This window comes from Burkholderia sp. FW306-1C-G01B (assembly GCF_058781685.1).
On the sequence record NZ_JBYSWZ010000003.1, the window covers coordinates 450,555 to 472,669 of the forward strand.

A 22,115-nucleotide genomic window follows, 5' to 3' on the forward strand; every position below is an offset into this window, starting at 1 on the left:
AAATTCCTCACGCTGCGCGGCCGAGCATGAACGCCTCGGCACCGCGCCATTTCTCGACCTGCACCAGGCAGGAATTCGGGCTCATGCTGCTGGTGCCGGCGGTCTGCGGCCGGTCAGGGGTAAGCATGTTCATGCACCCGCCGATCTCGACTTGCTCGCCGTCGATTTCGATCAGCTGAAATTCGGCGCTCGCCTCGTAGGATTTCACCACTCCAGCGTTTACCAGGGGTGAGACATCGGCCGCACAGATCACTGCGCCTCGGTCGTTGTGAACTTTGACAAGATCGCGATGGGCAATGCGTCGAATGGCGGCGTCAGCCGGATTGAGCCTCAGCAGCCAGAACCGGTGCCCCGCGATCAGGGCACGATGATCGTCGACGCTGTTCACCGCAGAATTCTTGCCGTCGCAATGGGTATGAAAGCTGTAGCGGCTGTGGGTGGCGATCAATTGCAGCGGGTAGCGCCGAGACAGGTCCGAGCGCAGGCCCTCCCAGGAGGGGATATATCGGTTGAGCGGTGGCCGCTCGGGATTGTCCGCAGTGTGCCGCTTCAGCAACTCGGGCACGAACTCCAGCTTGCCGCTCGGCGTCTGCAGGCCCCTGCCGAACTTTTCCGGGAACTGCGACGGCAGCGGATGAGGTTCCGGCAGGTCCTTCCTCCTGTCTTCCGCATACCAGCGCATGTCCACGGGATGGCGAAGCTCGGGCTTTTCGGGCGGCACGACGAAGTAGCCCTTGCGGCAGAATTCGCGCCACGAAATGTGATCGGGCAGATCCGACGAGTCGAAGACGCGCTTGACCCAGTCAAGATCGCCGCAGCCTTCGGTGAAAACGCCACCCAGGCCCAACCGGGTCAGGATGGCGGTGAAAATGTCGTAGTCGGAGCGGGACTCGCCCAAAGGCTCGATGCACTTGTGCTGCAGCGTCAGCATGCGATGGTTGACCGTGCCATACCCATGGTGGGCGTAGCCGCCCGAATTCGCCCATTCTCCGATGTCCCAACGCTCCAGCGAAGTGCACGCGGGCAGGATGATGTCGGCGAACTGGGCTTCGCCTTCCATCCAGATCGACTGATTGACGACGAACTCGATGCTCGAGTGCCGGTAGGCCTGCGTCCACCGTCCGGAATTCGTCACGGTACTGAACGCGGATCCGCCGTAGCGATAGATCATGTGGATCGGCGAATAGCCGGGCATCGGGTAGGTGAACGGCGCAAACTGGGCTTCCTGGGACATGCCGTCCCAGAGATAACCGGTGGCTTGACCGTTGAGGATCGCATCGGGCATCTGCTGTCGCGGCACCATCTGCTTGACGGGATTCATGGTCAGGATGTGCGGCATGCGCTGGTAGTTGTCCACCGCATTGGCGGTCCACGCCAGATCGCCCGAGATGCCGCCGTCCGCGTAGCCAGGGAAGTAGAACTGGAGATCGTGCGGGACGCCGATTTCGAGGCAGCCGAAATTCACTCCCGGCTTGCCCCAGCCCTGCATGGACATCATCATGATCATGCAGCGCGCCCATTGCGCTCCGGTCGCCCCGCGGCCCGCGCCACCGAATCCCGCGCCGGTCATCCCGACGGCGAGATGAACTTTTTTCTTTCCCCATAGGCGCGCAAGCGCACGGGCGTCCTTGGCCGGCACGCCGGTCTCGCTCTCCTGCCACTCGGGAGTCTTGGGGGTACCGTCGGTTTCGCCCAGAAGGTAGGCTTTCCAATCGTCGAAACCGGTCGTGCGCGTCGCGACGTAATCCTTGTCGTACAGGTCCTCGACGGTCCATACATACATGATGGCGGTCGCCAGGGCGGCATCGGTTTGCGGCCGGATCGGGATCCAGCGGCCGCCCAGCAGCTGTGCGGTCGGATTGCAGTGCGGGTCGATGTGAACGAACTCGATCCCGAGTTCCTTGGCCCACAGGCGGCGCGGTGTTCCCTCGAATCCTGCGTAGGCCCCGTTGGTACTTTCGGGGTCGCAGGACCAGAAGACGATCATTTCGGCTTCCTTCAGACCATCCTCGAGGCCGCCGTAGCCGGAGGGCACGCCGACGCGCATCGAGTTGCCGAAATGATGCATGGCGCCCCAGTACCAGCCTTCCCAACTGTCCGGATTCGCGGCGACCCGGGTAAAGCCGATCAGGTTGGCGAAGCGCGTCAGCGCGCTGAGGTAGTAGCCCACGTTGCCCCACTGGTGGTGGGACGACATCGGGAAAGTGATGGAACCGGGGCCGTGAACGCGCTTCTGCCGATTGATCTCCTTGGCGACGATGTCCAGGGCCTCGTCCCAGCTGATACGCACATAGCCGGACTTGCCGCGGTTCTGGGGATTGCGCTCGCCATCGGGGTCGAAGTCGACCCGTTTCATCGGGTGGAGGATGCGCTTGTCGGAGTAGACCAGCGACTTGAGCGTCAACGCGTGGGGCGCGACCAATCCACGCCGTGGCGGGCTGAAGCGGCGTCCCCGTGCCTCGATCACCCAACTCGCCGCATCCGTATCGTCCAGCTCGATGGGGGTCACGCGGACGATGCGGCCATCCTTGACGTAGACGAACAGGGGCCCGCCATTGGTACAGGTGGTGTAGCGTCGGGTGCCGTCGCGCATGGGTGTGCCCATCGGCAGGCCGACGGTGCGCATCATGCTCAGGGTTTGCATGAGCCAGACCAACAGTTCGTCCTCGCCCTCGGTGACCACCTTGAAGTTCTTGGCGGCGTGGACGATTTCGCCCTGGTCGGGGCTGGGAGAGAGGAACTTCAGGGCAGTGGCGACATCCTTGAAGGCCATGCGCACGTCGGGCCGCGGATGCTTGCCGGCACGCGACCGAATACGGCCATTCTTGAACTCGATGGCGCGACCGATGCTTTGATCCATGAGCCCGATCCACGCGACGAGATTGCGCTCCTTTAGGCGATCACGATAGGCGGGGAAGCGGCGCGCCGTCAGGTCCAGAACCTTGGGCAATGCAAAAAGAATGGTCTTGAGAGCCTGTCGTTTCATCGTTCGATCCAGAGTGTTGCTTCTATGCGGGGGCACTGGCATCCGGGCACATCCGTTAGAACGTATAAGCGACGTTCAAGAAAACGCTGAGGGGGTTGAGTCGGAGCGTCGATCTGGAAACGATCTGCGTCCCGGTCGCGGTCTGTCCGTATAACGTGAGGTGGGTCTTCACCGGCATGTAGTTGACGGAGGTGCCGACGGACCAGTGTTTTGTAATCGCGTAACGCGCCCCCAGCTCGAACACAGGGTTCCACGATGAACTGAGTGTCGCGCGCGCCGAGCCGCCCGGCCCAAAGCTATCGGAGACAAACTGGCGATTGGTCGCCCGAACCTGAGTGAACCACGTATAGTTCACGCCGAGTCCTGCGTATGGCCGGAATTTCGATGCGGCCGAAAACAGGTGATATCGAAGTTCGATGGCGGGCGGCATCGGCCTTGTCGTGCCGAGGGTGCCATACTTCTGCAACGTCCCGTCGCCGATCAGATCTACTTTCAGTGGCAGTCCAAACAGCATGGCGACACCAACGTTGTCGGTGACGTAGTACTCGGTGGTGATTCCCATCGTATCCGTCGAGCTGGCATGCGCCCCGGTACCGGCCAGTTGCTGATTCACCGTCACGCCGCCAACACTTTGCACGGTCAGCGGTGTTGCGTCGCCCTGTGGCGATATGTGCAGCCATCCCACCGATGTGGTGATGCTTCCGGCCGTCTGTGCGTCTGCATTGCCGGCAAGTGCAGCCATGCAGATACAAACCGCCACGCCTGCAAAATGCATCGTTCGCGTGAAATTCATTTTTTGTCTCCTCTGTCTCGATCCGATTCACGAATAACAATTGATTTGGATACCTTATTGATCATGACGAGCCGCTTTCGGAGCTTGTGTTATCGCGGCTAGTCGCTCTCCACCGTCACTGCAGATCCGTCGCTGTCGGTCCGGGCGATCGTATCGGCCTCGCGGCGATCGAAATCGAAAACGCAAACGGAAATCGCCCCAGCACGAAGCGCGCCGCAGTCTCGAGCCCGGGATCGCTCAGCTCGACCAGGACCGACATTCCGCTTGAATCGTTGGTCGTGACGTCGACTGATGCGCCAGGGGCTCCGCCCTGGTCCAATGCCGCGCGCAGCGCGTCGCTCGTCTCGCGGCGCTTGAGTTCCGGTTTGAATATCTTGCCGACGCCAGTGAGCGGGATCGCTTCGACGATTCGGACGTGCTTGGGCAGGGCAGCGCGTTCAGCGATCTCCTGCTGCATGAACACTTCCAGATCGTGCTCGGTAGCGGTCATACCCGGCTTGAGCTGAACATACGCCACCGGCAACTCACCGGCATATGCATCGGGACGCCCGATTGCCGCGGCGATCTGGACCGCCGGGTGTCGATGCAGCGGTTCCTCGATCGTCGCCGGGTCGATATTGTGTCCGCCGCGGATGATCAAATCCTTCTTGCGGCCGGTCAGCCAAAAGTAACCGTCGACGTCGCAGCGGCCCAGGTCGCCGGTGTTGAGCCAGCGCTTGCCGTCGCCGAGATCGAGCCACAGGGCGTTGTTCTGGTCGGGACGCGTGTAGCCGGTGAAGACGTTCGGCCCGGAAATGACGAGCAGCCCCTCTTCGTTAGCCGCGCAATCGCGCAGATACCGTCCCGCATCGTCCACGACGACTGCTTTCATCGCCTGAAAGGGGATGCGCAGCCCGATCGATCCCAGCCGGCGCTCGCCGGTCGTCGGGTTGACGCTGCTCACGCACGTTCCTTCGGTCAGGCCGTAGCCTTCGAGAATCCGGATGCCCGTTTTTTCCTGGAACGCTTTGAGCACGCCGACCGGCATCGGTGCCGCCCCGCACAGGCCGTATTCGAGCGAATCGATGGCGTGATCGTTGACGGGAACGTCGAGCAGCGACGCATAAAGCGTCGGGACGCCACTGAAGAAATTGATGCGATGATGTTCGACGATTTCCCAGAAACGCTTGACGACGCCGTCCCCCCGGTAACCCTGCGGTGTGCCGAGCACGACATGGGCGCCGCGCGAGAAAGGCAGCAGGCCGGTCACCATCGCGGCATTGACGTGAAAGAGCGGCAATCCGCAGAAAGTCGTCTTGCCGGGACCGATGCTGTCGCCGAAGAACCGGCCGGCGCTCCATGCATTGGCTACTTCGTTGCCCTGGCTGCGCATCGCGATTTTCGGCAACCCGGTGGTGCCGCCGGTGCAGAAGAACGACGACATATCGCCGGGTTGAAAGCGACGCACGTTGTCGAGCGCCGCACCCGATTCCCGCACGATTGCCGTACCGAAGTCGTGAATCTGGATATGCGCGGGTACCGCGCCGCGCAAACCACCATCGCCGTGCAGCTTCATGCACGCGTCACGCTGGAGCGTTCGGGCTGCTGATTGCGCCGTGCCCCGCACGCGATCGGCCGGATTGACCAGCACGAGATGCCGCAGCGGCTCGACCTGGGGAAGGATCTCCGCGACTTTCTGCCAGAGATCGGTTCCGGGAAATGGCGCGAGCGTCACGAGTACGCAGGCACCGGCCGCTTTGAGCAGATTGCCTATCGCTTCACCTTCGAGCAGCGGATTGATCGCGCAGACGATGCCGGCCGCCTGCCCGCCCCAGATCACGAAATGCGTTTCGGGAAGATTGGGCAGGACATAGGCGATCACCGAACTCGAGCGCACGCCGATGCGTGTGAACATGTTCGCCGTACGCGTGATGTCGCGCACCAGCTCGCGATAGGTCCAGCACTCGGCGTCGCGGTGCGCATCGGCGGTCGCAAAAAAGGAGAGCGCGGGCGCGGACGGATCGATGGCCGCACCGGCGCAAATCATCTCGTACGTGCTGGCAGGGAGGTCCGGCGGAAAGCCCTGCGCTTCGATCGCCAGCACGTCGTCCTGGGTCGCGATGCCGTTCATGCTGCTTCGTCCTCGATCTCGTTACGTTGCACGCCCAGATCGATCGTTCCGTCGCGGCTCGCGATCCGGGCTTCGACGATGTCTCCGGCCTTCAGGTACTGCGGGCGCCCCGCCTGCACCTTCATGAACATCTTCCACTTGACGGATTCGGGAAACAGCGCGACGGCCCGCTGCTTGAGCGGCGACGGGATGCTGAGTGCGCAGCCGGCCGGCGTGCCGGTCGCGAGCAGGTCGCCGGCGCGAAGGTCGTGCACGCCCGACAACTCGGTCAACGTTTCTGCCGGACCATAGACGAGGTTCGATGTCGAGTCCTGCTGGCGCACCGCGCCGTTGACGGTCAACGTCAGGTCGAGCGCCTTCAGCTTCGGGAAGTCACGCCGCTCGAGCAGGCACAGATACGGGCCTACCGGGCCGAACGTCCGGAAACTCTTGCCCTTGTAGAACTGCATCTGCGGGATCTGGACATCGCGCGCGGAATAGTCGTTGACGATCACGGTGCCGGCGACGTAGTCGTGCAGATTCGCGTCCGTGATCTGGCAGTGAGACGTGATGTCGCGTTTGAGAACGAGGCCGAGCTCGATTTCGTAGTCGAGAAACCGGACGTGCCGCGGTTTCACGACCGGCGAGTCGGCGGCGACGATGCAACTCGTCGCCTTGGTGAAGATCATGTTGAACTTCTTCGCGTCCGGATCCATGCCGGATTCGATCATGTGCTGGCGATAGTTCGCGCCCTGGCAAACGAACTGCTGGTTGGCCGTGACGGGGGGCAGCCATTCCACGTCCGTCTCCGGAATCGTCGGTCCGTCGAGCGTGACGAGCCGTTCAACCGGGTTTGCCGCCAGAAAGCTCGCGGTCGTGTCGAAGTCGCCGGGAATCGGCGTGACGGCGCTATTGGCAACGACGCCCCATTGGGCGCGGCCGTTGTGCCGGAAGTGCAGGACGAGCAGTGACATGAATGGATCTCTCGTGAGTCGAACAGGCGGTCGGGGTCAGGCGAACAGCTTCGCCAGGGTCAGCAACTTGCTGAGCGTCAGATCGGGGCTGCGGCGCAGGTTGCGCAACAGCGCCGCGACGCTCGACGGCGTGAACCGGGGCTTCGTGAAGCTGCGCGGCATCGTCGGGCCCCACTGCGCCATCGCTTCGCGGCTGACCGCGTGCACGCCCGTCGGTTCGTCGGCCGTGAACAGGTCGCCGTCGCAATAGTGTTCGTGCTTGTCGCCCCACGGGTCCTGCCAGTAGTCGAAGATCTGGCTGCCGAGAATGTGTCGGCCGATGCCCCATGCATGGGTCCACCCGTTGTCGCGGAGCATGCGCTGGCCCATGCCGACTGCGTCGGCGTCGACCAGTTCGTACGCGCTATGGCTATAAGTCGGCACGAACCCTTGGGCGAGCGCGAGCGTATGGTGATCGGCCGGCTCGTCGCCCAGATCGAGCCGCATGAATGCAACCGCTGGGGAGCCGTCCGGCAGTACCTGGACATCGCTGGGGATGAACCCGAAGTGCTGCGTGTACCACGCGCAGGTTTCCTGGTAGTCGGCGAGTTCGAGCACGACGTGCCCGAGCCGGATGACCTCGGGTGCGCTCGCCGGCGGCCGCTGCGTGTCGTTGATTCGCACGGGCGTGTCGACCGAGTTGAACGGGAGCGGAGCGCGATGCGGCAGTGTGTCGGCCGGTGCCTGGCCCGCAATTGCGTCGACCCGAAAGCCGGAAGGATCGGTGAGACGCACCCGGTGGCCGCCGCCGGGCCAATCCGATGCCTCGACCTTCGACGCGCCGGGGACGCCGGCGAGCGCCTCCAGATCGGTCCGGCTGTCGACCCGCAAGCCAAAGCCGACGAAGCGAGCCTTCGGCGCGTGGCGAACGACATAACAGAAGTGTGCGGCGCCCGTTCCGCGCAGCAGCAATTGCGTGTCGTCCCGCAGCACGGTGCGAAGACCGAAGTCGTTGAGAAAGTGCTCGGCCTCGTCGAGGTCCGGACGATCGAAGATCAGATACGCGAGCGCCGATGCCTTCGTTGTGGGGTGGGGGTGTCGCGCCGGCTGTGGAGTAGTCAGTTTCATCGCGGATGACGATCAGGCAGGTCGAATGGCAATCGCGAAGGCAGGCGCCGTCGCATCGAGGGGCTGTCCGCGCGACGGCACGCATGCAAGCGCACCGTCGCATGACATGACTGGCCGGCCCATGAATGTCGCGGCGTCGCTCGTCGATTGCGCATGTAGGCGGCGCGCGTCGTCGTGGGGGCGGCGACTACCCGGAAAATCGTCCGCTACGGCGCCGGCCGGCCCGGATCCCGGGATCGGTACGCCGAGCGTCGAACGCAATCCGCGCTCGGGCGACGAGGGCGGGTTGTCGTGAATGGACGCGCTGGCGTCCGTGTGCAGATGTGTCTCCACCGTTTCTCCATTCGTCTGTCGATCGGTTCTCGAGGCCTTGTTTCGCTGCCTTTGGTGACATTAAAATCATAGATGATGATTTTGTCAATGTAGACATTTGAATCTATACTTGGGCACGAACAAGAATCGGAAACGTCATGCCGAACACACCGAATCGCCGGACCCCAAAGCGCTCCGCTCCGGACGCGCCCAAGCCCGTGGTCGCGGTCGCCGAAGAGCGCGAGCCGCGCGGCGCGCGCCGCAAGCGGGAGACCCGTGCCCGCCTGCTGGACGCCGCGCTCAGGCTGATGGCCGAGAAGGGCATGGAAGGCGTCGCCATCAATGAAATTACCGAGGCCGCCGACGTCGGCTTCGGCTCGTTCTACAACCACTTCGAATCGAAGGAGGCGATCTACGCCACCCTCGTGGAATCGGTATTCGATGAATTCGCGGATTCGCTCGACCGCGTGGCCAGCGGCTTGTCCGATCCGGCGGAAATCATTTCCGTGTCGGTGCGGCATACGCTGATGCGCGCGCGGCGCGAGCCGGTGTGGGGACACTTCCTGATACGCGAGGGTTTTTCGGCGCGCGTCCTGACGCGTGGCCTGGGTCAGCGCCTGCTGCGGGACATCGAGCGCGGCATTGCCGAGAAACGCTTCGTGGTCGCCGATCCGTTCATCGGCTTTCTTTCGGTCGGCGGTACGGTGCTGACCGCCATTGCCGCCGAACTCAACTTCGTCGCGCCGGGCGCGCCGGCGGCCGGTGTGCTGAAGGAACTCGGCTTCAGCGGAGAGCATTTTCCGGAACGCACGGCGGCAACGCTGCTGCATACGCTGGGGCTCAAGCGCGCGGAAGCCGAGAAGATCGCTAGCCGGCCGCTGCCGGTCGTGGAGGCGGCCGAGGCGGCCCAGTGACGCAACGGGGAGCCGCAGCTTCCGGCCAGCGCGCCCGTGGCGCGCCCGCGATATCAGTCCGCTGGTGGAATACCGCCAACGGCCACGCCGAACGAGCGCGAGCGTTGCGTTGGATCGCTTCGGGCTGCTGATCGTGCCAGATCGGTTCTGAACGTGATAAAGCGACGCGCGCGCGAATCGCGAACGGCGCGCGCGGTCGCATCGGCCGGCATCTCGACGCCCGACAGTTCTACCGTGGCGAGCGCCGGTGTGCTGAAACCGCTGCACAGGATGACCGGAAGGTCGTTGCGCCGCTGCGCGATGCGCGCCGCGAGCTGCAGGCCTGTCAGATCCGGCATCGTACGGTTGGTCACGAAGACGTCGAAGCGGGCCGGATCAGCGTCCAACGCAGCCCATGCGGCCTCGCTCGATGAAAATCCGACCGGTTCGAAGCCGAGATCGGCCAGCACGTCTTCCCCGAGCCGGACGAGCGCGTCCTCGTCGTCGATCAGCAGCACTACCTGCCCGCCACCGCGAGGCACCTGGATCGTCTCGGCTTGCCGGGCCGGGCGCACGTCCGCGGCGGGCAGATAAACGTCGAAACGCGCGCCTTCGCCGGGTATGGAGTGGACGTCGACGGCCCCGCCGTGTTCGGGGACGATGCCGTCGACGAGCGACAGGCCGAGACCGGTTCCCTCGCCGGCGGCGCGCGTCGTGAAGAACGGATTGAAGATTCTCTCGAGGATATCGGCCGGAATGCCGTTGCCGTCGTCCGCAACCGCGAGACGCACGAAACGGCCTGCGCTCACCGCGCCGTGCGACAGCGAGCGCGGCGTCTCGATGCAGACCAGGTCGAGTTCGACGTGCACTGTGCCGCCTGACGGCATTGCATGGATCGCGTTGCTGCACGGGTTCATCACGACCTGATGCAGATATTGTGCGGATACTCGTCGGGGAACGGTTGAAATTGTAGCCGGGGCGACGGTTCGAACGGGGCTGCCTGCTACGCCGGATCGTCGCGCCGGGCATACCGCGCGCCGACGCTCAGCAGCGCAACGCCGAGCGCGGCCGCCCACCCGGCCGCGGACGGCATCCGTTCGGCGGCGCCTGCCGCACCGCTTGCCGCGTCCGGCAGCGCAGCCGGTTCGGTGTGCAGGCAGTCGACGATGTGCCGAAACCCGGCATCGCGCAGCGCGTACAGATGGACCTCGACCCACAGCGGGAAACATTCCCAGCCGGCGGCAATGTCCGCATAGTCGGCTGCGGTGCAGGAGCCGCCGCTCTTCGGCGCCGCCAGCCGAACTTTCGTGATCATTCGATCATGGTCGCGGCGAAGGATCTCGACCAACAGTTCGCGTTTGTGTTCGAAGTGCGCATAGAACGCGCCGCGCGTGTACCCGGCGCCCTCGGCGATATGTTCGACGCTCGTATGGGCGAAGCCTTTCGCGATGAACAGCGCGCGAGCGGTAGCGACGAGTCGTTCGCGTGTGTCGAGCCTGCGTTGCTCTCGCGTGAGGCGGACGGGTTTCATCCTGGATAGTCCATGCAGGTGGAAATGATTGAAGCGGCGCGATACCGCGCCGCGCGAAACGTCGGATCGATGCGGGAACGGCGGTGCGGCGATTCGTTTTTCATCGGGACGATTCCGTCTGACGATGTCGCTCGATCGTGCAAGGGGATCGGCGCGAGGCCGGCCGCCCGACCCGACCGGGTGCGTCTTCGCGGTCCGATTCAATCGACGAGCGGATCCCGCGCGCCGCGCTCGACGGCGGATGGCGCGATCTGTCGGTCGGGTGTTCCCGCGCGGCATCCGGCGGGCGGCGGCGCGTGCGTCGCCGCCGCGCGAATGCCGCCAACGATTCCGAGCGCGAGCGTGTCGAGCGCATGGCGATGCGCGTCGACGAGCGCGTCGTAGCCCGCCGACGCACCGGCCCGAACGATGCTGCGGCACGTCAGTGCCCGTTGTCCTGCCCCGGCGCTGACACTCCAGGTCGCGTCGAGCAGCACGTGCGACGCCGGCCACGATTCGATTCGCTGGACGTCCACCGCGACCCGGTAGACGGGCGTGCCGTCCGGGTAAGCGACACGGTGAACGTCGATCGTGCCCAGCGCGGACGCGACGCGCGTCGACAGCCCGTCGCGTATTTCGTCACCGAGCGGCGCGGCCCAGCGTTCCTGCTCCAGGATGTCGGCCCGCTCGGGGCCACGCTGCACGACGAACCGGCTGCCGTCCGCTGGCGCCACGACGTGCACGGCCTGGATGTCGATCAGCCATGCGGGATGCGTGGTGGGGTCGCCGCCAGCACTGGCCGGCGCCGCCAGGGTATGGAAGCGCACGGGCGGCGACGCGCAGGCGCTCAGCACGGCCAGCGCGATGCACGTCGCGATGCGCGCCGTCATGCGAAGGAGGCGAAACGGGCGCGCGTTCATTGCCGATCTCCCTTCTTGCCGAACAGCAGGGCTTCGGGATGACGTTCCAGATAGTCGGTGAGCGCGTTCAACGACTGGAGCGTATGCGTGAGCGACTGCATCGCGTCATGCACGTCCGACTGCATCGGCGAATCCTGCCGCAACGTCGACTCGGCGGTGTTGAACGTGCGCTGCGCGGCGGCCAGCGTATCGCGCGCCTGCGGCACGACCTGCTCGTCGAGGTGGCCGAACAACTGGTTCGCATGCTCCAGTGCACCGTTCAGACTGTTGCCGATTCGGTCGAACGGAACCTGGTCGAGCTTGCGCGCGATATCGGCGATCTGCACCTGCAGTTCGTCGAGCGTGTTCGGGACGGTCGGAAGCTCGACCGGTGTGCGGTGCACGTTCACGCTCGCGCGCGGTGCCTTCGGGAACATGTCGAGCGCCACGTAGAGCTGGCCAGTCAGCAGGCTGCCGGTGCGCAACTGCCCGCGCAGACCCTGGAGCACCAGGTGTTCGAGCAGTTCATGGCCGCCGGCCGTATCGGGCGCGGGCAGCGCCGTATCGCTGTGCCGACTCAGTCGTGCCGGATACAGCGCCATCGTGACCTTCATGCTGAAACTGCGCGTGTGCTCGTCGTACTCGATGCCGATGTTCGTGACCTGGCCGAGAGCGATGCCTCGAAGATCGACCGGCGCGCCGACCGACAGCCCGCGCAGCGACTGGTCGAAGCGCATCACGACCATCAGCGGCGTGCCGTCGGGGTCGCGCATCGCGTCGGCTTCGTCGGACGCGAGCCGGAACGACGCGTTGTCGGCCGCCTGCGGCGCCTCCGGCTGCCCGGGCGGCGACTGAAACGCGAGACCGCCGACGACCACCGTCGCGAGCGACTGCGTGTTGAGTTTCAGGCCGCTCGAGTCGAGCCGCAGATCCACGCCGCTTGCGTGCCACCAGCGCGTGTTGGTGCCGACGTACTTGTCGTAGGGGGCCTTAACGAACGCCTGTACGTCGACGCCGGTACCGTCCTTGTCGAGCGAGAAACCGACAACCTGACCGACCTGCAGATGCCGGTAGAACACCGGCGAACCGATGTCGATCGATCCGAGCGAGTCGCCATGCAGCAGATAGCTGTGGCCCTGTTGGTCCGCGGTGACGGCGGGCGGCGTCTCGAGACCGGTGAAGTCGGTCTGCTCCTGCGGCGAGCGGCCGAGATCCGCGCCGATGTACGCGCCGGAGAGCAGTGTGCCGAGCCCGGAAATCCCGGTGGCGCCGACGCGCGGCCGCACGACCCAGAAGCGCGTACCGCGGTTCGCGAACCGTGCGGCGTCGCGCGTCAGTTGAATGCTGACGACTACGCGCTTGAAGTCGGGAGTAAGCGTAATGGTCTGGACGGAGCCGATATCGACATCCTTGTAGCGGACCTTGGTCTTGCCGGCTTCGAGGCCTTCGGCATTGGCGAACGTGACCGAGATCGTCGGGCCGGTCGCGGCGACGGTCCGGATCACGAGCGACAGCCCGATCAGCGCGCACACGAGCGGCACGATCCAGACGAGGGACGGAATCCAGCGGCTGCGCGGCCGGATCTCGGGTTGAGGAAAATCGAACGGAGGCATCGTTTTGGAATTCGAAATAATCGGCGGGCTTGCACCCATTCAGGACGGACGACGGGCGGCGGCCGGGCGCGCCGCGCCGTCCCAGATGAGCCGCGGATCGAACTGCATCGACGCGCACATGGTGAGCACGACCACGGCGCCGAACGCGAGCGCACCGGGGCCGGGTGTGATGTCGGCGAACGTGCCGAAATGCACGAGCGCGATCGTCAGCGCGACGACGAACACGTCCAGCATCGACCAGCGGCCCACGCGCTCGACCAACCGGTGGAGCCGCGCCCGTTCGAGCGGGCGCCATTGCGCGCCGCGATGCGCGGCCATTGCCTGCAACGCGAGGATCGCGAGCTTGAGCATCGGCACTAGCACGCTGGCGACGAACACGACGACGGCGAGCGCCCAGTCGCCCGACGTCCAGAAGTACGCGACGCCGCCGAGGATCGTGTCGTCCTCGGCCCGGCCGAGCGACGTCGCGTGCATGACGGGCAGCAGGTTCGCCGGGATGTAGAGCAGGGCGGCGGCAGCGACCAGCGCGCCGGTGCGAGCGACGCTGCGCGGGCGCCGCGCGTGCAGCGGCGAACCGCAACGCGTGCAGCGCTGGCCGCGCGCGGGCGCGGGCTGCACGCGCGCGCAATGGTGACAGGCGATCAATCCCGCGGCGCGGGCCGTCATGCCCGGCGATTCGCTGCCGCCGCGTGACTGGAGCGCGGCGGGTAGCGTCATGCCGGCTCCGGACGGCCTCGGGTGATCTGCGCCGGCCGGCTGCAGCGCGACGAGTTCGTCGCGCGCGTCCCACAGGCCGGCCGGCTCGATCGACGACAGGAAGCCGAGCATCACGGCGAGGCCGGCGAACGCGAACAGCGCGGGCCCGGCGATCACGTGCGCGAGGCTCGTCATCTTGACGATCGTGACCAGCACGCCGAGCATCAGCACTTCCACCATGCTCCACGGCCGCAATCGCTGAACGCCGTGCAGGACTGGAGCAAAGTGCCGCGGTACGCGGCCGGCGCGCAACGGCGCGAGCAGGTACAGCCATGCGGCCAGCTCCAGCAGCGGGAACAGCATCGTCGTGCAGAACACGAGCGTGGCCACCACCGGCTGACCGTTCGACCATAGCGCACGCACGGTGTCGCCCAGCGTCGCGTGCGACGCGATGCCGGCCGCGTCGAGCGCGACGATCGGAAAGGCCTGCGCGACGCAATACGTCAGTAGCGCGGCGAGCGTCGTTGCGCACATCCGGTCGAGCGTCGCGTGGCCGTGCGCCGCGCCGCTCACGCGAGCGCCGCATCGCGGGCAGTGTGGAACCAGCGCGCGCAGGCGCGGCGGACGCTGAAGCAGCAGATCGCATTCGTGGCAGGCGATCAGGTTGTCGGGTTTCATCGGGAATCCGTCATGCGGCGTAACGGAAGCTCGGCGCGCGCGACACGCCGCGCATCGGGCTTCGGAACTCGGAATTCGCCCGGGGCGGCCCGAAGGCGCGCGACCGGGCGCATCTGGACACGCACCGGCTATTGCCGAGCTGCGATCGTCGTGTGGGTGTCGGGCGGCAGTTCGCCCATGGCCTGCAGCAGCGCGGCCGTGTCCGTCATCCGGCGGCTCGCGGCACGGACCGCCTCCAGTTCCGCGCTCAGATACCGCTGCTCGCTCGCCTGTTGCGCGGACATCGGCACGGCGCCCAGCGTGCGGCGTTGCACCGTCTCGTCGAAAGCCGCGCCCGCCGCGCGCGCCGCGAGTTCGTTCGCCGCCAGCGCTTGCGCATCGTTGTCCAGCGCCGCGAGCGAATCGGCGACGTCGCCGAACGCAGACAGCACCGCCGCCTTGTACTGCAGCACCGCCGCGTCGTACAGATCGCGCGACGCGCGTCGGTGAGCCAGCAGCGCGCCGCCGTGGAACAGCGGCTGCGACAGCCCCGCGCCGACCGCCCACAGCCCGCCCGCGCCCGACAGCAGCGCGGGCCAGCTGAAGCCGCCGCGCCCCATCGTCGCGGTGAGCGACAGGCTCGGGAACAACTGCGCGGTCGCCTCGCCGACGTCCGCCGCCGCGGCCTTCACGGCGGCCTCGGCCGCGCGGATGTCGGGGCGCGCCTTCAGCAGGTCGGACGGCACGGCCACGGGCACGTGTTCCGGCAGCGACAGCCCGGCGAAAGCCGGGATCGGCGGCGGCGCGTCGGGCGTGCGGCCGAGCAGGATCGCGAGCGCGTGAACGGCGCTCGCGCGTTGCTGGCGCAGCGGCGGCAGCGACGCGGCAAGCGACGCGGCACCTTGCGTCGACGCCAGCGCCTGCACGTGGGACATCGCGCCGAGCGCGTAGCGCTGCTGGTCGTCGAGCGCTGACGCTTCGGCGACTGCGATCAGGCGCTCGGTCAGCATGATCTGGCGGTCGAGCGCCGCTGCGCCGATCGCGGTGCCAACGATGTTGGCCGCCAGCGCGCGCCGAGCCGCTTCGAGCTCGCAACCGCGCACGTCGACACGCGCGGCGCTCGCCGCATTCGCATACCGCGTGGCGCCGAACAGGTCGAAGGTGTAATGCGCCTGCAGCTGTCCGACGAATACGTTGTAGCGCAGGTTTTGCGTGCCGGCGCCGGAGATGTCCGGTGTGCGGGTGCGGGCAACCTGCGCGTTCGCATCGAGCGACGGCAGGGTCGATGCACCGATCTGCGCGCGCAGTTCCTGCTGCGCGGCGGCGAGCGTTTTCTCAGTCGCGGCGAGCGTCGGGTTCGCGCGCAGGCCTTCGTCGACCAGTGCGTCGAGCGCGCTGGAGCGATACAGGCGCCACCATTGCGGAACGGGTGCGGCGCCGACGTCGAATTGCTGCGCGACGCCCGCCGCTTCGACGGTGCGCGGCGCCTGGGGCGTTGCGCCGTAGTGCGCGGGCGACGGCATCGCGGGCGGCGTGCCGCTCGGTGCCATTGCACAGCCGCTCAAGTCCAGCGCCGCGCTCACGGCAAGCACCGATGTGAGAAGAGGGAATTTCATCAGCATGTCTCCGAGGACGCGACGTCCATTGCGCGCGGCTCGCTCTCGTCGCGGCGCACCTTGAAGCACGTCGCATACAGGGCCGGCAGGAAGAAGATGGTCAGTACCGTCGCGATCGTGATGCCGCCCATCAGCGCGGTCGCCATCGGCCCGAAGAAGCCGGAACGCAACAGCGGGATCAGCGCGAACACGGCGGCGGCAGCGGTCAGCATGATCGGCCGGAAGCGGCGCACGGTCGCGCCGACGATCGCGGCGAAGCGCGGCTGCCCGGCCGCGATGTCCTGGTCGATCTGATCGACCAGGATCACGGAGTTGCGCATGATGATCCCGAACATCGCGATCACGCCGAGCAATGCGACGAAGCCGAACGGCTTGCCGAACAGCAGCAACGCGGCGACCACGCCGATCAGGCCGAGCGGCGCCGTCAGCACGACGATGAAGGTGCGTGAGAAGCGCTTGAGCTGGATCATCAGCAGCGTCAGCACCGCGATGATCATGAGCGGCATCTGCGCATTGATCGACGTCTGGCCCTTCACGCTCTCCTCGGCCGCACCGCCGATCTCGATCCGGTAACCGGCCGGCAGCGTCGCGCGCACCGTCGCGAGCGCGCTGTCGATGTCGCGCGTCACGCCGATGCTCGGCGCTTCGCCGCGCACGTCGGCCTGCACGGTGACGGTCGGCTGGCGGTCGCGTTCCCAGATCACGCCGTACTCGAGCGTGTCGCGCACGTGGCCGATCGTGCCGAGCGGCACCGGGCCGTGCGGCGTCGGGATCGCCAGGCCGGCGAGCTTCGACGGGTCGATGCGTTCGCTCTTCGGCGCGCGCAGGTCGACGTCGATCAGCTTGTCGCGCTCGCGATACTGCGTAACCGTGTAGCCGGACAGCGTCATCGCGAGAAAACCCGACACGTCTTCCGACGTCACGCCGAGCTGGCGTGCCTTGAGCTGGTCGATCTCGAACGAGACCGACCGCTCGGCCGGTTCGTCCCAGTCGAACTGCACGTTGCGCGTGCGGGCGTCGGCGCGGACCTTGTCCGCCACTTTCTCGGCGATGCCGCGCACGGTCGCGATGTCGTCGCCGCTGACGCGGAACTTGATCGGGAAGCCGACGGGCGGCCCGTTTTCGAGCCGTGCGACGCGCGTGCGCACGGTCGGGAAGCGGCTTGCGAGCGTCGACTCGAGCCAGTGCGACAGGCGGTCGCGCGTCTCGACGTCCTTGGCCGTGATCACGAATTGCGCGAAGTTCGGCTGCTGAAGCTGTTGATCGAGCGGCAGATAGAAGCGCGGCGCACCGGTGCCGACGAAGTCGACGACATGATCGATTTCAGGCCGACCGTCGAGCGCCTTTTCGAGCCGCTTCGCCTCGCGCAGCGTCGCGTCGAACGACGCGCCTTCCGGCAAGCGCATGTCGACGAGCAGTTCGGGCCGCTCGGAATTCGGGAAGAACTGCTGCGGCACGCGCGTGAATGCGACCATCGCGATCGCGAACAGCACGGCGGTGACGCCGAGCACGACCCAGCGGCGCTCGATGCAGGCCGAGATCCACCCGGACAGCCGGCGGTAGAAGCCCGTGTCGTACACTTCGTCGCCATGCGCGTGACCGTCGCGATGCGCGTGCTCGGGCAGCATGTGGTAGCCGAGCAGCGGCACCAGCACGACGGCCGCGAACCACGACACGATCAGCGAGATCGCCGATACCTCGAAGATCGAGCGCGTGTATTCGCCGGTGCTTGATTTCGCGAGCGCGATCGGCAGGAAGCCCGACACGGTGACGAGCGTGCCCGTCAGCATCGGGAACGCCGTGCTCGTGTACGCGAATGCGGCGGCGCTCGCCCGGCTCCACCCCTGCTCGAGCTTCACCGCCATCATCTCGACCGCGATGATCGCATCGTCCACCAGCAGCCCGAGCGCGAGTACGAGCGTGCCGAGCGACACCTTGTCGAGACCGATACCGAACGCGTGCATGCACAGTGCCGTCACGGCGAGCACGATCGGAATCGTGATGACGACGACCATGCCGGTGCGCAGGCCGAGCGACACGAGGCTGACGACGAGCACGATCGCGACGGCTTCTCCGACCGCTTCGACGAAGTCGTCCACCGAGTGCTTCACGGCATGCGGCATGCTGGACACCGCGGCCAGCTTCAGACCGGCCGGCAAGCCGGCCTGCAGCTCGGCTGCCTTCGCGTCGAGCGCCTTGCCGAGATCGATCACGTCACCGCCTTTTTGCATCGTGACGCCGATGCCGAGCACCGCGTGACCGTTCGTCCGCATCTGCGTGGCCGGCGGATCGTCGTAGCCGCGCGTGACCTTCGCGACGTCGCCGAGCCGGAACGTCCGGCCGTTCACCGTGATCAGCATGTCGGCGAGCGCCTGCGTGTCCTTGAACGCGCCGCTCGGGCGCACGAATACGCGATCGTCCGCCGTCGTGATCGTGCCGACCGGCGCGACCGCGTTTTGTGCATCGATCGCCTGCGCGAGCTGCTGCGGCGTGATCGCGAGCCGCGTCAGCTGCGCATTCGAGATCTCGACGAACACGTGCTGGACGGGGTCGCCGAAGTAGTCGACCTTCGCGACACCCGGCACGCGCAACAGCACGGTGCGTAGCTTGTCCGCGTAATCGTGCAGTTGCGCGGGTGAGTAGCCGTCGCCTTCGAGCGCGTAGATGTTGGTATAGACGTCACCGAATTCGTCGTTGAAGAACGGGCCGGCGATTCCCTTCGGCAGCGTCGCGCGGATGTCACCGACCTTCTTGCGTACCTGGTACCAGGTCTCCGGCACCTGGTCGACCGGCGCCGAATCCTTCATCGCGAAGAAGATCATCGACTCGCCGGGGCGTGAATAGCTCTTGATGTTGTCGACGTAAGGCGCGGCCTGGAGCTGACGGCCGATCCGGTCAGTAACCTGTTCTTGCACTTCGCGCGCCGTGGCGCCCGGCCAGTAAGTCTGGATCACCATGGTGCGGAACGTGAACGGCGGATCCTCCGATTGCGCGAGGCGCGTATAGCCGATCACGCCGAAGATCGTCGCGAGGCCGATCAGGAAGATCACCAGTTGCTGATGCTTCAGCGCCCATGCGGAGAGATTGAAACGGTCATCGTCGTGCGACGCACCGGTTTGTGCGCCGCGCCCGCCGTCTGTCGAGTGCCGGTGTTCTGGAGCATTCATGACGCGAAGTCCTCCGCATGCAGCGGCGGCACGACGCGCACGTGCTGGCCGGCGCTGACCGTATGAACGCCTTGCATCACGACACGCTCGTCGTCCGCGAGGCCCGACGTGACGGTGATCGTGCGTTCGCCGTAGTGCCCGACCGACACCGGGCGCAGCTCCAGCGTGTCGCTGCCCTTGCGGACGACCCATACGGCCGGCGCGTCGCCGCGATGAAAGAGCGCGGTGGCCGGGAGCGTGACCGCGTGGTCCGCGGCGGTGTCGGCGGCGCCGTCGAACGTGATGCTGGCGGTCATCCCGGAGCGCACGTCCGGCCCCGGCGCGAGCAGCGTCAGCTTCACGCGCCAGGTGCGGCTCTGCGAATCGGCAGCCGCCGCGACTTCGCGCACACGTGTGTCGAGCACCTTGCCGGGCAGTGCCGTCAGGCTGACGTGCGCGGTGCGGCCGACCGCGAGATCGCGCAGGTCCCGCTCCGCGACGTCGCAGACGATGTCGAGGTCGCCGCTCCAGTCCAGATGAAACACCGCCTGGCCGGGCTGCACGTTCTGCCCGGTATCGGCATCCTCCGACGTGATGACGCCATCGTGATCCGCGACCAGCGTCGCGTAGCGCAGCTGATCGCTCGCGAGCGCCATTTGCGCGAGTGAGGAATCGCGTTGCGCGACCGCCGATGCATACGCGTCCTGCGTCGTCTCGAGCTGCGCGGGTGCGATCAGGTTGGCCTGAGCCTGGGCGCGGTCGCGATCCAGCTGCTGCTTCGCATAGGCAACGCGATGCTCGGCGGCATCGAGCTGGGCGCGCGCGTTCAGCAGCGTGTTGTGCAGATCCGCCGGATCGAGCATCGCGACGGTCTGGCCGGCCTTGACGGTGTCGCCGATCCGCACGCGCCGCTCGACGATCTTGCCGCCGACCCGAAACGACAGCGGCGTCGAATATCGCGCCTGAACCTGCGCGGGCAGCACGCGTTGCATCGCGCCGTCGGCCGCATGAACGGCCAGCGCGACCACCGGTTGCGGCTCGGGCGCAGCGGCCTCGTGCGAGTGGCAGGCCGTGAGAAGAATCGCACAGCACGCGAACGCGATCGGGGCTCGCCGTACCGGCGATGCGATGCGTGTCAGAAACGGGCGCGTTGATGTCCGCGCGTCAAGACCGGGTGATTTCACGATGTTTCCAAGACAAGTGAGGGTCAAACTAAAAAGGGTTCGGCGACCACGGCGGGTCGCCCCGGTTCATGCAGGCGCGCGCGAGCGTCTCCGCGACGGTGCGCCTCACGATCAGTCAGTACTCCGATGTTCGTGGTGCAGACCATTCCGCTTGCCGACATGGCGCGTTCGCGCCCTGCGATGGCCGTACGTGCGCCGACGCGGCCGTCCGCACGTCGCCGACGCTCGCCGGCGGGAGTCGGACGCATTGCCCGGACCGGAACCGGTTCTGCGATTTTCGAGATTAGACTCATAACTGATAACATTGTCAAGTATGAGCCAATAATCTAGAATTGCGCCATGCAGAAGAATCTTTCGGACAACCGAGGCGCGCTCATGGACGACACACCGGCCCGGCGCGGCAGCGCGAACGCGTCAGTGGCCGAAGCGGAACAGCGTCAGCCGCGCGGCGCACGGCGCAAGCAGGTGACGCGTATGCGCCTGCTGCAGGCGGCGTTCAGCCTGATGGCGGAAAAGGGCAGGGACAACGTGGCGATCAGCGAGATCACCGAGGCGGCGGATGTGGGGTTCGGCTCGTTTTACTACCACTTCGAATCGAAGGACGGCATCTTCGCCGCGCTGACGGAGTGGGTGTTCGACGATTTCGCGGACGGGCTCGAGCGGCTGGCGAGCGGATTGTCGGATCCGGCCGAGGTCGTTTCCGTCTGCGTGCGTCACACGCTGATGCGCGCGCGCCGCGAGCGGCTCTGGGGCCGGTTCCTGATGCGGGAGGGCTTTTCGGCGCGCGCGCTCGACCACGGGCTGGGCCAGCGTTTGCGGCGCGACAGCGAGCGCGGAATCGCGGCACGCCGCTTCGTGGTCGGCGATCCGTTCATGAGTGTGCTCGCGATGACGGGCACGATCCTCGCGGCGATCGCGGCCGAGTCCTACGCGGCCGACGCGGCCGCGGGCGGCGCCGCGAAGCGGGCCGGGGACGACAGCCGGCTCCCCGAGCGGGCCGCGGCGGTGGTATTGCAGGCGCTCGGCCTGACGTGCGCCGAAGCACTTGACGTGGCGAACCGACCGTTGCCGCCCGGCGACTTCGCCGCTGCGGAGAGCGATTGACCGGCGGTTGCCGCCGACGCAGGTCCGGCCGATCCATCTAGCAACGAAGCCGATACCACTTTCATGTCCGGTAGTGAGCGCACAGGCAGACTCAACTTAATCCGCAGTCGCGGGATGTCTGTCAAGTATGGAAGTCACGGTATTTGACATAATGAGAGTTATCGAATTCCATGGTCTAAGAGCAAAGTTGTAATGTCGCATCTGAGCAAAGTTGAAATGTCGTAGTTCGAGGGTTTCGGCGCATGCTGGCAGCGGTTCGAACTGCCGGAGCGCATCGTGGGCCAACCTGGACTAATCACCATGAGCATGCGGGAGCTGGATCGTCTGAAGGTCGTGGAAGCCGTGATCGAGCAGCGTCTGATGCCTTGGCGAGCCGCGGAGCGGCTTGGGATCAGTCGACGGCAGATTGAGCGGCTGGTCGCCCGATATCGCGCTGCTGGCCCGGTCGGGCTGATTTCGCGGACCTATCCGTGATTTCGTGGGCGGGGCATATCATGAGGTGTAAAGGTCATGGATATGCCAATGAAGAAGAAAAG

15 protein-coding genes and 1 pseudogene are annotated in these 22,115 nt (G+C 66.2%); 3 read left to right on the forward strand and 13 right to left on the reverse strand.

What is annotated here, in order from left to right; all coding sequences use genetic code 11:
• Positions 1-7: 7 nt before the first annotated feature.
• From AC3WLY_RS09505 to AC3WLY_RS09525, 5 genes are all read right to left on the reverse strand, one after another.
• A complete protein-coding gene (locus tag AC3WLY_RS09505) occupies positions 8-2,986 on the reverse strand; it encodes a molybdopterin-dependent oxidoreductase (RefSeq protein ID WP_492308977.1) in 2,979 nt (992 codons plus the stop codon).
• Positions 2,987-3,041: 55 nt separating this feature from the next.
• A complete protein-coding gene (locus AC3WLY_RS09510; protein ID WP_492308976.1) occupies positions 3,042-3,779 on the reverse strand; it encodes an OmpW/AlkL family protein in 738 nt (245 codons plus the stop codon).
• Between the two features lie 115 nt (positions 3,780-3,894).
• The gene (locus AC3WLY_RS09515; protein WP_492308975.1) at positions 3,895-5,889 is read right to left on the reverse strand and encodes an acyl-CoA synthetase; all 1,995 of its coding nucleotides are present in this window, start codon (positions 5,887-5,889) and stop codon (positions 3,895-3,897) included.
• The gene (locus AC3WLY_RS09520) at positions 5,886-6,842 is read right to left on the reverse strand and encodes a fumarylacetoacetate hydrolase family protein (RefSeq protein ID WP_492308974.1); all 957 of its coding nucleotides are present in this window, start codon (positions 6,840-6,842) and stop codon (positions 5,886-5,888) included. The genes AC3WLY_RS09515 and AC3WLY_RS09520 overlap by 4 nt, the downstream gene beginning before the upstream one ends.
• 36 nt (positions 6,843-6,878) lie before the next feature.
• Positions 6,879-7,949, reverse strand: a complete 1,071-nt coding sequence (locus AC3WLY_RS09525) for a VOC family protein (RefSeq protein ID WP_310134183.1) — start codon at positions 7,947-7,949, stop codon at positions 6,879-6,881.
• A gap of 470 nt (positions 7,950-8,419) precedes the next feature.
• On the opposite strand from AC3WLY_RS09525, the gene AC3WLY_RS09530 reads away from it, so the two are divergent.
• Positions 8,420-9,175 carry a TetR family transcriptional regulator gene (locus AC3WLY_RS09530; protein WP_310134186.1) on the forward strand — a complete coding sequence of 252 codons (756 nt, stop codon included), beginning with the start codon at positions 8,420-8,422 and terminating at the stop codon, positions 9,173-9,175.
• 53 nt (positions 9,176-9,228) lie between these two features.
• On the opposite strand, the gene AC3WLY_RS09535 is transcribed toward AC3WLY_RS09530, so the two are convergent.
• From AC3WLY_RS09535 to AC3WLY_RS09570, 8 genes are all read right to left on the reverse strand, one after another.
• Positions 9,229-10,230 carry an ATP-binding protein gene (locus AC3WLY_RS09535; protein WP_492308973.1) on the reverse strand — a complete coding sequence of 334 codons (1,002 nt, stop codon included), beginning with the start codon at positions 10,228-10,230 and terminating at the stop codon, positions 9,229-9,231.
• Positions 10,158-10,964, reverse strand: a complete 807-nt coding sequence (locus AC3WLY_RS09540) for a TetR/AcrR family transcriptional regulator (protein ID WP_492308972.1) — start codon at positions 10,962-10,964, stop codon at positions 10,158-10,160. Before AC3WLY_RS09540 ends, AC3WLY_RS09535 begins: the two co-directional genes overlap by 73 nt.
• Positions 10,886-11,584 carry a PqiC family protein gene (locus AC3WLY_RS09545; RefSeq protein WP_492308971.1) on the reverse strand — a complete coding sequence of 233 codons (699 nt, stop codon included), beginning with the start codon at positions 11,582-11,584 and terminating at the stop codon, positions 10,886-10,888. The genes AC3WLY_RS09540 and AC3WLY_RS09545 overlap by 79 nt, the downstream gene beginning before the upstream one ends.
• Positions 11,581-13,176, reverse strand: coding sequence for a PqiB family protein (locus AC3WLY_RS09550; RefSeq protein WP_492308970.1), 1,596 nt, complete (start codon positions 13,174-13,176; stop codon positions 11,581-11,583). The genes AC3WLY_RS09545 and AC3WLY_RS09550 overlap by 4 nt, the downstream gene beginning before the upstream one ends.
• 39 nt (positions 13,177-13,215) lie before the next feature.
• Positions 13,216-14,550 (reverse strand): paraquat-inducible protein A, encoded by a 1,335-nt coding sequence (locus tag AC3WLY_RS09555; protein WP_492308969.1) that lies wholly within the window; start codon positions 14,548-14,550, stop codon positions 13,216-13,218.
• 128 nt (positions 14,551-14,678) lie between these two features.
• Positions 14,679-16,145 (reverse strand): efflux transporter outer membrane subunit, encoded by a 1,467-nt coding sequence (locus AC3WLY_RS09560; RefSeq protein WP_492308968.1) that lies wholly within the window; start codon positions 16,143-16,145, stop codon positions 14,679-14,681.
• A complete protein-coding gene (locus AC3WLY_RS09565; protein ID WP_492308967.1) occupies positions 16,145-19,312 on the reverse strand; it encodes an efflux RND transporter permease subunit in 3,168 nt (1,055 codons plus the stop codon). Before AC3WLY_RS09565 ends, AC3WLY_RS09560 begins: the two co-directional genes overlap by 1 nt.
• Positions 19,309-20,475 carry an efflux RND transporter periplasmic adaptor subunit gene (locus tag AC3WLY_RS09570; protein WP_492308966.1) on the reverse strand — a complete coding sequence of 389 codons (1,167 nt, stop codon included), beginning with the start codon at positions 20,473-20,475 and terminating at the stop codon, positions 19,309-19,311. Before AC3WLY_RS09570 ends, AC3WLY_RS09565 begins: the two co-directional genes overlap by 4 nt.
• 375 nt (positions 20,476-20,850) lie before the next feature.
• Here AC3WLY_RS09570 and AC3WLY_RS09575 point away from each other — a divergent pair, with 375 nt between their 5' ends.
• Entirely contained in the window at positions 20,851-21,579 is a 729-nt protein-coding gene (locus AC3WLY_RS09575; protein WP_492309040.1) for a TetR/AcrR family transcriptional regulator, read from the forward strand.
• A gap of 300 nt (positions 21,580-21,879) precedes the next feature.
• Positions 21,880-22,041: pseudogene (locus AC3WLY_RS09580) on the forward strand (helix-turn-helix domain-containing protein); the annotation flags it as partial.
• Between the last annotated feature and the right edge of the window lie 74 nt (positions 22,042-22,115).